The sequence below is a fragment of the Albimonas donghaensis genome (assembly GCF_900106695.1).
In the GTDB taxonomy this organism is placed as follows: Bacteria; Pseudomonadota; Alphaproteobacteria; order Rhodobacterales; family Rhodobacteraceae; genus Albimonas; species Albimonas donghaensis.
The window spans coordinates 859,741-873,727 of record NZ_FNMZ01000001.1 but is presented as its reverse complement, the minus strand read 5'-3'; the positions used below and the strand labels follow the sequence as shown (position 1 = coordinate 873,727).

12 protein-coding genes are annotated in these 13,987 nt (G+C 71.1%); 5 read left to right on the top strand and 7 right to left on the bottom strand.

What is annotated here, in order from left to right; translation table 11 throughout:
• The first annotated feature begins 93 nt into the window (after nt 1–93).
• A complete protein-coding gene (gene ispG / locus BLV24_RS03660; protein WP_092679752.1) occupies nt 94–1,242 on the top strand; it encodes a flavodoxin-dependent (E)-4-hydroxy-3-methylbut-2-enyl-diphosphate synthase in 1,149 nt (382 codons plus the stop codon).
• 58 nt (nt 1,243–1,300) lie between these two features.
• Nucleotides 1,301–1,795, top strand: a complete 495-nt coding sequence (locus tag BLV24_RS03655; protein WP_092679751.1) for a DUF1499 domain-containing protein — start codon at nt 1,301–1,303, stop codon at nt 1,793–1,795.
• On the opposite strand, the gene BLV24_RS03650 is transcribed toward BLV24_RS03655, so the two are convergent.
• Nucleotides 1,757–2,110, bottom strand: a complete 354-nt coding sequence (locus BLV24_RS03650; protein ID WP_092679750.1) for a hypothetical protein — start codon at nt 2,108–2,110, stop codon at nt 1,757–1,759. The genes BLV24_RS03655 and BLV24_RS03650 overlap by 39 nt on opposite strands.
• 285 nt (nt 2,111–2,395) lie before the next feature.
• Here BLV24_RS03650 and prfA point away from each other — a divergent pair, with 285 nt between their 5' ends.
• The 3 genes from prfA to BLV24_RS03635 all read left to right on the top strand — a co-directional run bounded on the left by prfA (nt 2,396) and on the right by BLV24_RS03635 (nt 5,294).
• The gene (gene prfA / locus BLV24_RS03645; protein ID WP_092679749.1) at nt 2,396–3,445 is read left to right on the top strand and encodes a peptide chain release factor 1; all 1,050 of its coding nucleotides are present in this window, start codon (nt 2,396–2,398) and stop codon (nt 3,443–3,445) included.
• Entirely contained in the window at nt 3,442–4,293 is an 852-nt protein-coding gene (prmC, locus tag BLV24_RS03640) for a peptide chain release factor N(5)-glutamine methyltransferase (RefSeq protein WP_092679748.1), read from the top strand. Before prfA ends, prmC begins: the two co-directional genes overlap by 4 nt.
• A 275-nt stretch (nt 4,294–4,568) precedes the next feature.
• Nucleotides 4,569–5,294: a DUF4167 domain-containing protein gene (locus BLV24_RS03635; protein WP_092679747.1), complete on the top strand. Its 726-nt coding sequence runs from the start codon at nt 4,569–4,571 to the stop codon at nt 5,292–5,294.
• A gap of 82 nt (nt 5,295–5,376) precedes the next feature.
• Here BLV24_RS03635 and BLV24_RS03630 read toward each other — a convergent pair whose 3' ends face one another.
• From BLV24_RS03630 to BLV24_RS03605, 6 genes are all read right to left on the bottom strand, one after another.
• Complete coding sequence (locus BLV24_RS03630) at nt 5,377–5,730, bottom strand: VOC family protein (protein ID WP_092679746.1); 354 nt, start codon at nt 5,728–5,730, stop codon at nt 5,377–5,379.
• Between the two features lie 85 nt (nt 5,731–5,815).
• Nucleotides 5,816–6,499, bottom strand: a complete 684-nt coding sequence (locus BLV24_RS03625) for an ABC transporter ATP-binding protein (protein ID WP_092679745.1) — start codon at nt 6,497–6,499, stop codon at nt 5,816–5,818.
• Nucleotides 6,492–7,739 (bottom strand): ABC transporter permease, encoded by a 1,248-nt coding sequence (locus BLV24_RS03620; protein WP_245710408.1) that lies wholly within the window; start codon nt 7,737–7,739, stop codon nt 6,492–6,494. Before BLV24_RS03620 ends, BLV24_RS03625 begins: the two co-directional genes overlap by 8 nt.
• Nucleotides 7,740–8,007: 268 nt before the next feature.
• On the bottom strand, nt 8,008–9,345 hold the full coding sequence (gene proS / locus BLV24_RS03615) for a proline--tRNA ligase (RefSeq protein ID WP_092679743.1): 1,338 nt from the start codon (nt 9,343–9,345) through the stop codon (nt 8,008–8,010).
• A gap of 624 nt (nt 9,346–9,969) precedes the next feature.
• Nucleotides 9,970–11,529 carry a Ppx/GppA family phosphatase gene (locus BLV24_RS03610; protein ID WP_176954605.1) on the bottom strand — a complete coding sequence of 520 codons (1,560 nt, stop codon included), beginning with the start codon at nt 11,527–11,529 and terminating at the stop codon, nt 9,970–9,972.
• 181 nt (nt 11,530–11,710) lie between these two features.
• Nucleotides 11,711–13,978 (bottom strand): RNA degradosome polyphosphate kinase, encoded by a 2,268-nt coding sequence (locus tag BLV24_RS03605; RefSeq protein WP_092679741.1) that lies wholly within the window; start codon nt 13,976–13,978, stop codon nt 11,711–11,713.
• Nucleotides 13,979–13,987 lie beyond the last annotated feature (9 nt).

Below are 13,987 nucleotides of genomic sequence, written 5' to 3'. Positions count from 1 at the left end.
CCGCGCCCGCGCCCCCTATATCGGCCGCAACCGGTCCCGAACCGCAGCGCCGATACACAGCGACAGACCGAACGGACGCCGAAGGAACGCCGCATGAGCATCCGCCCCTGGCGAGACATCGCCCGCCGCCAATCCCGCAAGATCAAGGTCGGCAATGTCGAGGTCGGCGGCGACGCCCCGATCTCCGTCCAGACCATGACCAACACGCTGACCCACGACATTCGCGCCACCATCGCCCAGGTCCGCGCCTGCGCCGAGGCGGGCGCCGACATCGTGCGCGTCTCCTGCCCGGACGAGGACTCGACCCGGGCGCTGAAGACCATCGTCGCGGCCAGCCCCGTGCCGATCGTCGCCGACATCCACTTCCACTACAAACGCGCCATCGAGGCCGCCGAGGCCGGCGCCGCCTGCCTGCGCATCAATCCCGGCAATATCGGCTCCGACGCCAAGGTGCGCGAGGTGGTGAAGGCCGCCAAGGACCACGGCTGCTCGATCCGCATCGGGGTCAACGCCGGCAGCCTCGAACGCGACCTGCTGGAGCGCTACGCCGAGCCCTGCCCCGAGGCGATGGTGGAATCCGGCCTCCGCCATATCCGCCTGCTCGAAGACAACGACTTCCGGGACTACAAGATCTCCCTGAAGGCGTCCGACGTGTTCCTGACCTCCGCCGCCTACATGGCCATGGCCGACGCCACCGACGCGCCCCTGCATCTCGGCGTGACCGAGGCCGGCGGCCGCGTCTCGGGCTCCATCAAGTCGGCCATCGGGCTCGGCAACCTGCTCTGGATGGGGATCGGCGACACCATCCGCATCAGCCTCTCCGCCGATCCGGTCGAGGAAGTGAAGGTCGGCTACGAGATCCTCAAGTCGCTCAACCTGCGCCACAAGGGCGTGACGATCATCTCCTGCCCCTCCTGCGCGCGGCAGGGCTTCGACGTGATCAAGACGGTCGCGATGCTGGAGGAACGGCTGGAGCATGTGAAGACGCCGCTCACCCTGTCCATCATCGGCTGCGTGGTGAACGGGCCGGGCGAGGCGCGGGAGACCGATATCGGCTTCACCGGCGGCGGCGCGGGTTCGGGCATGGTCTATCTGTCCGGCGTCGCCGATCACAAGATTGGAAATGGCGAGATGATCGACCATATCGTCGATCTCGTGGAGCAGAAGGCCGAGGCGCTGGAGACCGAGCGCGCCGCCGCCGAAAAGGCCGAAGCCGACGCCGCCGGCCAGGCCGCTCAATAGACCGCTCGCCCCCGCCTTCGGGGACCGTTCCGCCCCTCTCGACCAGGATGCCATACCGATGATCGTCAAAATCCTGTTCGGAGCGGCGGCGCTGGCCCTCGCCATCGGCATCGTGCTGTCGCTGGCCGTCCGCCTCGCGCCTCTGGACCCCGAGGCCTGGGCGCTGGACCCGCTCTCCGCCCCGGGCGACTTGACGAACGCCGCGCTCGTGGCCCCGACCGAAGCGTTGCAGCCCGGCGCCGGGCCGGCCGACTTCGAATCCCCCGTTTACGCCGCCCCGCCGACCGAGCTGTCGCTGGCCTTGGACGCGATGGTCCTGGCGCAGCCCCGCACCAGCCGCGTGCTGGGCGAGCCCGGCGACGGCCCCGTGACATATGTGCAGCGCTCTTCGGTGTTCGGATTTCCCGACTACGTGACCGTCCTCACCCTGCCCGCGCCCGAGGGCGCGACGCTGGCCGCGATCTCGCGGTCGCGCTTCGGGTCGTCGGATTTCGGGGTCAACAAGGCGCGGCTGTCAGCCTGGCTTCAGGCGCTCGAACCGCTCGAACAGTAAGACCCCCGGCCCCGGATCGCAGCCGTCGCGCAGCTTGCGCCAGGCGGGGTTGTTCAGGGACATGCCGCAGCGGGCGGTGTAGCGGGTGGAACCGATCTCGATGCAGGCGGAGCCGCCCATCGGGGTCCGCTCCCCGCCCTTGTTCACGCAAAAGCAGTCCGGATAGGCGTAGCCGTCCTTGGCCGGCGGCGGCGTGAACACCGGGTCGCCCGCCGATCGAGGGGAGATCGGGGGCGGGCTCGCGATCCGATCCGCGCCTGATTCCGCCGCCATTCCCGGCCCCGCCAGGCTCAGCCCCGCCAGGCTCAGCAGCATCAGGCTCGGCAGCGCAAACGCCGAGAAGCCTGACGAGAGGCATCGGCAACGGGCCGACCGGGCGGCCCGGATTATGCGGGCGAGGCGAGTCACCCCGCCATCCTGCGCCCGGTTTCCGCTACGGCAAAGCGAAAATCGTCGCATGATGGTCCCGCCCGGCACGCGGACTTTGCCGCACCCGTCCGCTCCCATGCGGCGGACGGGCCAGCCGGGCGCGCGCTCCGCTCGCGGCGCCGGCCCACGGGTCGCCTTGACCGCGCCGCCGGGTGGGGCGATTAGATCGCCATGATCTCCCGCGACGCCATCGACCAGATCCTCGCCCGCTTCGAATTCCTCGAAGCCTCCCTCGCCGAGGGCCGCGGCGACGTCGCCGCCCTGTCGCGCGACTACGCCGAACTGCGCCCCGCAGCCGAGCAGGCCCGCGCCTGGGCGACGCTCCAGCGCGACCTGGCCGAGGCGGAGGCCCTGCGCGCCGACCCCGAGATGCGCGGGCTGGCCGACGAGGAGCTCGCCCGCCTCAACGCCGCCCTGCCCGAGGCGGAGGCCGCCATGCGCCGCGCCCTCCTGCCCCGCGACGCCGCCGACGCCCGTCCCGCGATCCTTGAGATCCGCGCCGGCACGGGGGGCGAGGAAGCCGCGCTTTTCGCCGCCGACCTGCTGCGCATGTATGCCCGTCACGCCGAGCGCGCCGGATGGAAGCTGGAGGTGCTGGACGAGACCGCGACCGAACTCGGCGGGATCAAGGAGGTCACCGCCGCCATCAAGGGCGAGGGCGTCTTCGCCCGGCTCAAGCGCGAAAGCGGCGTGCACCGGGTGCAGCGGGTGCCGGCCACCGAATCCGGCGGGCGCATCCACACTTCGGCCGCTACCGTCGCCGTGCTGCCCGAAGCCGCCGAAGTCGACATCGCCATAGATCCCAACGACATCCGCATCGACACCATGCGCGCCTCGGGCGCCGGCGGGCAGCATGTGAACACCACCGATTCCGCGGTGCGCCTGACCCACATCCCCACCGGGATCGTCGTCACCTCCTCCGAAAAGTCCCAGCACCAGAACCGCGCCCGCGCCATGGAGGTGCTGCGCGCCAGGCTCTTCGACCTCAAGCGGCAGGAGGCCGACGCCGCCCGCGCCGCCGACCGCAAGGGCCAGGTCGGCTCCGGCGACCGGTCCGAGCGGATCCGCACCTACAATTTCCCGCAGGGCCGCGTCACCGACCACCGCATCAACCTCACCCTCTACAAGCTGGGCGAAGTGATGGAGGGCGACCTGGACGAGATCCTCTCCGCACTGGCGGAGGCCGACGAAGCCGCGCGCCTGTCGGAGCTGGACGCATGAGCTCCCGCGCCGATCTTCTGGCCAGCGGCGTCGCCACGCTGACAGCTGCGGGGATCGAGGGCGCGCCCCGCGACGCCCGCCTGCTGCTGCGCTGGGCCTCCGGGCTGGAGGCCGCCGCCTTCTCCGCCCGCCTCTCCGACTCGTCCCCGGCCGACGAGACCGCGCGCTTCGCCGCCGCCATCGCCCTGCGCGCCGCCCGCCGCCCCGTCTCCCAGATCGTCGGGGGGCGGGAGTTCTGGGGCCGGCGCTTCGCCGTCTCCGCCGACGTGCTCGACCCTCGCCCGGAAACCGAAACCCTGATCGCCGCCGCCCTCGACGGCCCGCGCCCCGAAGCGGTGCTGGACCTCGGGCTGGGATCGGGCTGCATCCTGCTCACGCTGCTGGCGGAATGGCCCGAGACCATCGGCATGGGGGTGGAGCGCAGCCCCGCCGCCCTCGCGCTCGCCCGCGCCAATGCCGAGGCGCACGGGGTCGCCGACCGCGCGCAACTGCTGGAGGGCGACTGGTTCGCCCCGGTGCGCGGCCGCTTCGGGCTGGTCGTCTCCAACCCTCCCTACATCCCCGAGGCCGAGGTCGAGGCGCTGGACCCCGAGGTCCGCGACTGGGAGCCGATGGGCGCGCTGGCCGCCGGGCCGGACGGGCTCGCCGATTATCGGACCCTCGCCGCCGGGCTCGACCGGGCGCTCGCGCCCGGCGGCCGCGCGATCCTGGAGATCGGGGCGGGGCAGGAGAACGACGTCGCCGCGATCTTCGCCGAACAGGGCTTCCGCCTGCACGCCGCGCATCCGGACCTGGACGGACGCCCGAGGGCGCTGGAGTTTCGCCGAAGCGAAGCTGATTTCCGCTGATACTGCGGATTTGCGCGGAAATACCGGCGCTGAAGACCGAACCGGGCTTGTCTTGGACGCGAATTTGCGTGTAACGTCGCCTTGTTCGCCGGAGACGCCCCTTGCGCGAGGGGAATTGCGCATGCGCCGGGCGTGGCGAACAGCCAATCGCATCGTAGACGCGGATCCGGGTCCATCGACCTGGTTCGCCTCGGTGGCCTGGAGCCCGTGGGCATGCGCGCCCGCCGGCCGGGCCGGGATCGGGCGAGACCCGATCGGGCAGAGAACCGGACGCTATGAGACCTTCGCAGAAGTCGAACCGCAATCGCGGTAAGAACAATCGCCCCAAGAGCATGGGAAACGTGGTCAACCGCGTTTTCGAAAGCGCTGGACCCGAGGGCAAGGTCCGCGGCACGCCGCAGCAGATCATTGAGAAATACGAGCAGCTTGCGCGGGATTCCCAGACCTCCGGGGACCGTGTGACCGCCGAGAATTTCCTGCAGCATGCCGAACACTACCTGCGCCTTCTGTCCTCGGCCCAGGCCGAGCAGCAGGCCAGCCAGCCGCAGTCGCAGCAGCGCGACCGCAACCACAACGGCAATGACGGCGCGCGGGACTCCGTCGACGACGGACAGTCGTCTCGCGGGCAGTCCGGCGGCCAGAACGGGTCGCATAGCGGGTCCGGCAACGCCTCCCACAACAACGCCTCTCACAACGGGGCGAACGGCAATGGCGGCGGCTCCAACGGCGCCGCGTCCGGCGGGATGGAGACGATCGACGCCTCCGACGACGCCGATCCGCTGGTCGCGACCCCGGAGGCCGAGTCCAAGGGCGAGGCCGCCGAGCCGCCGGCCGAAGCCGCCCCCCGCGCCCGCGCCCCGCGCCGTCGGCGTCCCCGCCGGGAGAAACCGGCCGAAGGCGGCGAAGGCTCCGGCGGCTCCGGCTCGGGAAGCGGGTCGGACGGCGACGCCCCGGCCGCGGCCCCCAGCGGCGGCGGCGACAAGGAAACCGTCTCCAGCTGATCCTTGCGCCCGCACAGCGCGGGCGTTCGCGACCGCTACGAAAAAGGCCCCGGCATCGCTGCCGGGGCCTTTTTCGTGGCGATCAGTCGATATGCGACAGGATGTTCAGCAACTTTCCCGTCGGGTCGCGCAGATAGAAGCGGCGGACGCCCCAGGGCTCGTCGGTCAGCGGGTAGACGATCCCGTGCCCCAGCCTCAGGGCGCGCTGATGGACGGCGTCGACGTCCTCCACCTCGATCGAGAGATCGGGGACCGGCGCGCCCGAGCCGCCCTCGGAGGCGATGCCGAGCTGCGTGCGCGCGACCTCCTCCGAGGCCAGGGTGACGATCCAGCCATGGTCCATCACGGCAGTCAGGCCGAAAAGCTCCGAGTAGAACGTGCCGACCTCCTCGACGTAGGCGGCGGCGATGTTGGCGACGATGCGTTTGACCGTCATCTTCGGCGCCTCCTTCTGCAACGACCGTTCGCGGCGGGCCGATGCGGCTCGCGTCGCGGCCGCAGCCCTGCCCGACCGCGCCGGTTCAGCCGTCGACCACCCGCCCGTCCTCCAGCCGCAGCACGCGGTCCATGCGCCCGGCCAGCTCCAGGTTATGGGTGGCGATCAAGGCCCCCAGCCCCTCGTCCCGCGCCAGCCCGGCCAGCATCTCGTAGACCAGGCTGGAGGCCGCCGGGTCCAGGTTCCCCGTCGGCTCGTCCGCCAGCAGCAGCCGCGGCCGGTTGGCCAGCGCCCGGCAGATCGCCACCCGCTGCTGCTCGCCCCCCGACAGTTCCGCCGGCCGGTGATGCCCGCGCGGCGCCAGCCCCACCCGGTCGAGCAGCGCCGCCGCCCGCCGCGCCGCCGCCCGCGCGGACAGGCCCGCCGCGCGCATCGGCAGGGACACGTTCTCCACCGCCGAGAACTCCTTCAACAGGTGGTGGAACTGGTAGACGAACCCCACGTCCCGCCGCCTTATCGCCGTGCGCCGCGCGTCCGACAGCGCCTCCGCCGCCTCGCCCGCGATGCGCACGGAGCCCGCATCCGGCCGGTCCAGCAGCCCCGCGAGATGCAGCAGCGTCGACTTGCCCGACCCCGAGGGCGCCACCAGCGCCACGACCTCACCCGGCCGGATCGCCAGCGAGGCGCCGGTCAGCACCCGCACCTCCCCGGGCTCGCCGGCGTTGTAGACCCGCTCGACCCCGGCCAGCTCCAATGCGTGCTCACTCATAGCGAAGCGCCTCCACCGGATCGAGCCGCGCGGCCCGGCGCGCCGGGAACAGGGTGATCCCGTAGCTCAGCGCCAGGGCCAGCCCGGCCGAGGCCGCCACGTCCTGCCAGCGCAGTTCGGCCGGGAACTCGGTCAGCATCCGGATCTCCGGGTTCCATATGCCGCCGCCGGCGAGGAAGTTCACCACGTCGAAGATCGGGTCGATATAGATGACGAAGAGAATGCCGAGCCCGACCCCGATGGCCGTGCCCAGCGTGCCGATCCCCGCCCCGCACAGGAAGAAGATCCGCATCACCGCCCCCTGGGTCAGCCCCATGGTGCGCAGGATGCCGATATCGCGGCCCTTGTTCTTCACCAGCATCACCAGCCCCGAGATGATGTTGAGCGCCGCGATCACCACCACGAGGGAGAGGATCATGAACATCACCGCCCGCTCCACGTCCAGCGCCGAGAGGAACGCGCCGTTCGCGTCCTTCCAGGTCCACAGCACCCGGTTATGCCCCGCCGCCCGGATCAGGGCCGCGTCGGCCTCGGTCGGGTTGGCGCGACTGCCCAGCAGGTCGGGATGCGCCATCAGCGCCTCCACCTGGTCGGCGGTGTCGCCCTTGTTGAAATAGTCCTGCGCGGCCTCGAAGGTCATGTAGACCCGGGACCGGTCGACATCCGCGCGCCCGACCCGGAACACGTAGACCAGTTCGAAGGTCTTGATCTTGGGCGCCATGCCGAAGGGGGTGGCCTGGCCGCCGGGCAGGATCATGGTGATCATGTCGCCGACATAGGCGCCCAGCTCGCGCGCCACGCCCTCGCCCAGCGCGATCCCGTGCGTGAGATCCTCCAGCGACCCCTCCGACAGTTCGGGATGGGCGACATAGGGCAGGTCCTGCAGGTCCGAGATCCGCATCCCCCGCACCACCGCGCCCGAATTGGCGGACCCGCGGGACACGAGCACCTGCGCCTCGATCATCGGCGCGGCGCGGATCACGCCGGGCACGGCGGCGATGCGCTCGGCCAGCGCGTCGTAGTCGTCGATGGCCGAAACCCGGCGCCCGTCGTCCTGCACCACGGGGATGGGATAGATGCGGGCATGGCCCTCGGCGCCGAGGATGCGGTCGGTGAACTCGGCCCGGAAGCCGACCATCACCGCCATCACCACGATCAGCGTGCCGACCGCCAGCGCGATGCCCACCAGCGCGTACCAGACGATGACCGAGATCCCGCCCTCGCGCCGCCGCGCGCGCATGTAGCGCCAGGCGATCTGCCATTCATGCGGCGCGAAGGGGGCCGAGCCGCCCCGTCCCCTGTCCCGGCCCCTGTCCGTGTCCCTGTCGCCCGCGGCGTCGCTCATGCGAGATCCTTCCTGCGTCGGGTGGCGGCCGCCTCCGGCGGCGGCCGCGACGGGCATCGCCGGAAACCCCGGCGAAATCCGGGCGCCCGTCGGGCGAAGCCCGGCGCGGGCCGCGGGGGGCTCGACGCCCCCCTCGGCCCGCCCCCCTTCGGGGCCGCGCGGCTCAGAGCCCCGCGAAGATCCCGGCCAGCTTCAGGCAGGCGGCTTCGGCGGAAAGCTCCTCGCTCTCGCCCGTGGCGCGGCAGGTCAGCTCCACCACGCCGTTCTTCAGGCCGCGCGGGCCGACCGTGATCCGCCAGGGCAGGCCGATCAGCTCCATGGTCGCGAATTTCTGCCCCGCCCGCTCGTCGCGGTCGTCCAGCAGGGGGTCCACGCCGGCCGCGCTCAGCGCCGCGTAGATCTGGGCGCAGGCGGCGTCCACGTCCGGGTCGCCCACCTTCAGGTTGACGATGCCGGCGCCGAAGGGCGCCACCGCTTCGGGCCATTTGATGCCCTTGTCATCGTGATGCGCCTCGATCAGCGCGCCGACCAGCCGGCTCACGCCGATGCCGTGGCTGCCCATGTGCACCGGCACCTTGGCCCCGGTCTCGTCGGCCACCATCGCGCCCATCGGCTCGGAATACTTGATCCCGAAATAGAAGATCTGCCCGACCTCGATGCCCCGGCCCACCTTGCGGCGGTCCTCGGGGATCTGCTCGAACAGGGCGGCGTCATGGGTTTCGTCGGTGCGCGCGTAGGGGGTGGTCCACTCCGCCTTGATGGCTTCCAGCTGGGCGCGGTCGTCGTAATCCACCGCCCGGTCGCCCAGCGTCAGCTCGGTCACCGCGCTGTCGTAGAAGACCTCGGACTCGCCCGTGTCGGCCAGCACCAGGAATTCATGGGTGTCGTCGCCGCCGATGGGTCCGCTGTCGGCGCGCATCGGGATCGCCTTCAGCCCCATCCGCTCATAGGTGCGCAGGTAGGAGGCCATGTGCCGGTTGTAGGCATGCATGGAGTCCTCGTAGGTCAGGTCGAAATTATACCCGTCCTTCATCAGGAACTCGCGCCCGCGCATCACGCCGAACCGGGGCCGCACCTCGTCCCGGAACTTCCACTGGATGTGGTAGAGCGTCATCGGCAGCGACTTGTAGGACGACACGCCCGAGCGGAAGATGTCGGTGATCATCTCCTCGTTGGTCGGGCCGTAAAGCATGTCGCGGTCATGCCGGTCGCGGATACGCAGCAGTTCCTTGCCATAGGCGTCGAAGCGGCCGCTTTCGCGCCACAGCTCGGCGGGCTGGAGGGTGGGCATCAGCACCGGGATATGGCCGGCGCGCTGCTGCTCCTCATGCACGATGCGCTGCAGCTTCTCCAGCACCCGGAAGCCCAGCGGCAGCCAGGAATAGATGCCCGCGGCCTGCTGCCGGATCATGCCGGCGCGCAGCATCAGCCGGTGCGAGGCGATCTGGGCGTCGGAGGGGGTCTCCTTGAGGACGGGCAGGAAATAGCGGCTCAGGCGCATGGATCGGGTCTCGCTGGACAGGGGGCGCCCCCGGAACGGGCCGAAGCGCGCCCGGAACGGGCGTTGGATGGTTAGGTCATGGCGGCGCGCGGCGCAACAACGCCCGCCGACCCGGCGCCGTGCGACTGGCGCGCGCCTCTGCGTGATCGGAACCGGCGGCGGCGACGCGCCCCGGCGCATGGCCGCTTCGTGTACGCGGCGAATCGCTTGCCGACGGGTCGCTTCGCTGCGCCGCCGCGAGGTCCGGGCCGAAATACGGCGCCCGCGAAGGGATTCCCCGCGCGAAACCGCCGTTTCCTTCGCAACCGCAGCGGACGTTAGGCGAACATTCTTACTCCAGTGCCGGAGATACGCAATTTTCTTGCGCTTCCTTTACAAAGCGTTAAAGTGGCCAACGAAAGACAACAGGCGCAAGTCTGGGGAGGAGAAAGAGCGACGGCCGCAAGGCACGAAGCGCTCGATACAAGTCTCGGGTCCGCCTTGGCGGGCCCGTTTCATTTTGGGGCCCCGCCGTCTTTTCCTGAATAAATCCGCATTCGGACCCACCACGCTGACGCTCGCGTAAAGTGGCGACCAATTGGGCGCGACCCCGGGGCAGCTCCCCATCGGCCGCGCCTGAATTGTTCAGGCGGTGGTCAGCTCCGGGCGCAGATCCAGGGTTTCGGCCACCGCCGACAGCCGCTTGAGCACCACTTCCCCGGCCAGCGCCGTCGCCTCCGGCCCCAGCCGCAGGGTCAGCGTCTCCGCCCCCACATCCAGCGAACATCCGGGCAACACGCCGGGCGCCGAGCCGCAGACCATCGCCCCCAGCCGGATCGCCCGGCCCAGCAGCTTGGCGTCGGCGGTCTCCTCGGGCGTGAGCAGCGACAGCGCCGGCGAGGGCGTCCGCCCCGCCCCCGCCTTGTAGCGGTAGCGCAACGCCGCCCCGATCCAGGCGCGCTCGGCATGGCCGACGCCCGAAAGATTGGCGCGGAACACCGCCTCGAACACGCCCTGGTCGCGATAGTCGGGATGGGCGTTCCAGCTCACGTCATTGAGCAGGCAGGCCGCCTCGATCAGCCGCCGTCGGCTCAGCGTCGCCATCGGGAACAGGGGCCAGACCCAGGCGGCAAGCTCCGCCCCGAATCCGGGGAACCGGGCGAGCCGGCGCTCGGTCTCCCGCGCCGCCGACAGAAGCGGGTCCTGCTGGCGCAGCGCGTCGGGGAAATACTCGTAGAGCACGCCCTCGCGCAGCCCGAAGGCGGAGACCGCGACCTGCGCCGGCTTCACCGCCCGGATCAGCCCGGCCAGCACCCGCGCGCCCATCGGCGTCACCGCCAGGCGCTCCTTGGAACTGGGCGCCTCCCGCGCCAGCGACTCGGGATCGGCGTTCGCGACCTCCTCGGCCAGCGCCAGCATCTCATCGGCGGGCAGTTCGAATTCGTGCAGCACCTTCATCGGATAGTTGGTGCGCGCCATGTGCAGCTTGGCCAGCGCCCGCCACGATCCGCCCACCAGATAAAGCCGCCCGCCCGGCGCGCCCATGACCCCGCGCGCCAGACCCAGCGAGGCCTCGATCAGCTGGTCCTGCGCCGCGGCGCCCCCGGCGACGTTCATCAGCCGCAGCGGGCCCAGCGGCAGCGTGACCCCGCGCCCGACCGCGCCCAGTCCCACCCGGCACAGCTCCAGCGAGGCGCCGCCCAGGTCCGCGACCAGACCGTCCGCATCGGGCCAGCCCATCAGCACGCCCTGGGCGGCCAGCCGGGCCTCGTCCTCGCCGGTGGCGATGCGCAGGGTGATGCCGGTGGCGGCGAGCACCTCGGCCACGAATTCCTCGCCATCCTCGGCCTCGCGCACCGCGGCGGTGGCGACCCCGTCCAGCGCGTCGACCTTCATCTGATCGGCCAGCGCCGCGAACCGGCGCAGCGCGGCCAGCGCCCGCACCCGGCCGCCCGGCGCCAGCCGCCCGGTCTCGCCCAGTTCGGACCCGAGCCCGCAGAGCACCTTTTCGTTGAAGAAATAGGCGGGAGAGCGCGACATGGCCTCGTAGACCACCAGCCGCACCGAGTTCGATCCCACATCGACCACGCCCACTCGGGTCGGAGCGCGCTCCGACTCCCGGTCCCGCACGCGGGCGACGGAGGCGAAGGACGACGTGGCGGCGCGGCGCGCGCCGGCCTTGCCCTTGCGTGACGGCTCGCTCATCGCTGGCGGTTCCTTTCGGTCCGGCTCCGGCCCCCCTGCGCTCGCATGCGGGGGCGGGTCGGTCAAGGGCGATGCGCGCGACCCGCGCGCATGACGCGACGGCGACGGGCGACGCGGGAAGGGCGGAAGCAGCGGTGGGGGACGCCGCCCGAACGCCGGCCCGCGGCGTTCGGGCCGGGCGTCATTCGGCGACCGACGCCGGCTGCGCGTCCGCTTCCGGCCCGGGCTCCGGCGCCGGCGGCGCGGCGGCGACGGCGGCTTCGATCTCCGCCTCGAACGCCTCGGGGATAAGGCGCGGCGCATCCTCCGCCCCCGCCCTGCCCCGGCCCGACAGCGAGGGATGGGTCATGAAGAACTCATGCGCGGAGAACGGCGTCTCCCCCTCCGGCGGCTCGGCGCGCAGCCAGTGGCCGTCGGGCTGAAGCACCGAGCTCTGCGCCTCGTCGCGGAAATTCGCCGCCATGATCTGTTCGAGGATCTGGGCGTGGACCGTGGGGTTCAGGATCGGCACCAGCGTCTCCACCCGGCGGTTGAGGTTGCGCCCCATCCAGTCGGCGGAGGAGATCCAGACCTTCGACTTGCGCGAGGGCAGCCCGTAGCCCGCCCCGAAGCAGACGATGCGCGAATGCTCCAGGAAGCGGCCGACGATGGACTTGATGCGGATGTTCTCCGACAGGCCCGACACGCCCGGCCGCAGCCCGCAGATGCCGCGCACCACCAGGTCGATCTTCACCCCGGCCTTGCTGGCGGCGTAGAGCGCGTCGATGATCTCGGGGTCGATGACCGAGTTCATCTTGCCCCAGACCTGGGCGGGCCGCCCGGCGCGGGCATGCTCGGCCTCGGCCTCCAGCCCCGCGATCAGGGTCTTCTTCAGGGTGCGGGGCGACAGGCGCAGACGCTCCAGCCCCTCGGGCTCGGCATAGCCGGTGACGTAGTTGAACAGCCGCGCCGCGTCGCGCCCCATGCCCTGGTCGCAGGTGAACAGCGACAGGTCGGTGTAGATGTTGGCGGTGATCGGGTGGTAGTTGCCCGTCCCCCAATGGGTGTAGGTCACCAGCCGGTCGCCCTCGCGCCGCACCACCATCGAGACCTTGGCATGGGTCTTCCAGTCGATGAAGCCGTAGACGACCTGGGCGCCCGCCCGCTCCAGCTGGCGGGACTGGCGGATATTGGCGGCCTCGTCGAAGCGGGCCTTCAGTTCCACCAGCGCGGTGACCGACTTGCCGTCCTCCGCCGCCTCGCACAGCGCCGCGACGATGGGCGATTCCTTCGAGGTCCGGTAGAGCGTCTGCTTGATCGCCACCACGTCCGGGTCCCGCGCCGCCTGCTGCAGGAAGCGGACCACGATGTCGAAGCTCTCATAGGGGTGGTGCAGCAGCATGTCCTTCTGGGCGACGGCCGCGAAGATATCGCCGTTGAAGTCCTTCACCCGCTCCGGCATGCGCTGGGTATAGGGGTGGAACAGCAGCTCGGGCCGGTCCTTGGTGACCAGCTCCGACAGGTCCTTGATCCCGATCACCCCGGCGACCTCGACCACTTCCTCGCGGGCCACGCCCAGCTTGTCGGTGATCTCGGCCTTCAGGTCGGCGGGGGCGCCCGCGGCGATCTTCAGGCGGATCACCCCGCCCCGGCGACGGCGCTTGAGCGCGGTCTCGAATTCGCGCACCAGGTCCTCGGCCTCTTCCTCGACCTCCAGGTCGCTGTCGCGCAGCACCTTGAACAGCGCGTGGCCCACCATGGCGTAGCCGGGGAACAGCCGGTCGATGAAGAGCTTGAGCAGCTCCTCCAGCGGCAGATAGCGGACCAGCCCCTCGCGCCCGCCTTCCAGGCGGATGAAGCGGCGCACCTGCGCGGGGATCGGCAGCAGCGCGTCCAGCGGGGCGGCGTCCGACAGCCGCTCCAGCTTCAGCGCCAGCGCGAAGCCCTCGTTGGGGATGAAGGGGAACGGGTGGGCCGGGTCGATGGCCAGCGGCGTCACCACCGGGAACACCTGTTCGAGGAAATAGGTCTCCAGCCGCTCCACGTCGGCCTTGGTCAGCGCGCGGCGGTCGAGCACCTGGATATGCTCGTCCTTCAGGGCGCGGCGCAGCTCCTCCCACACCACCTGCTGACGGTCCATCAGGGCGCGGGCGTCGGCGTCGATGCGCGCCAGCTGCTGGGCCGGGGTCAGCCCGTCGGCGGACCCGACCTCGACCCCGCCGCGCACAAGCCCGCGCAGGCCGGCGACGCGCACCGTGTAGAACTCGTCCAGGTTCCCGCCTGAGATCGACAGGAAGCGCATGCGCTCCAGCAGCGGATGCGCCTTGTTCTCGGCTTCCGAGAGCACGCGCCAGTTGAAGCCCAGCCAGCTGAGCTCACGGTTGATGAACCGCTCGGGCCCTTCGGTGTCGAAGGAGAGCTGGTGGTCGGGGGCGGGCGCGCAGGGCGCGTTCAGGAAATCGGCTCGCATGGCGGGAAC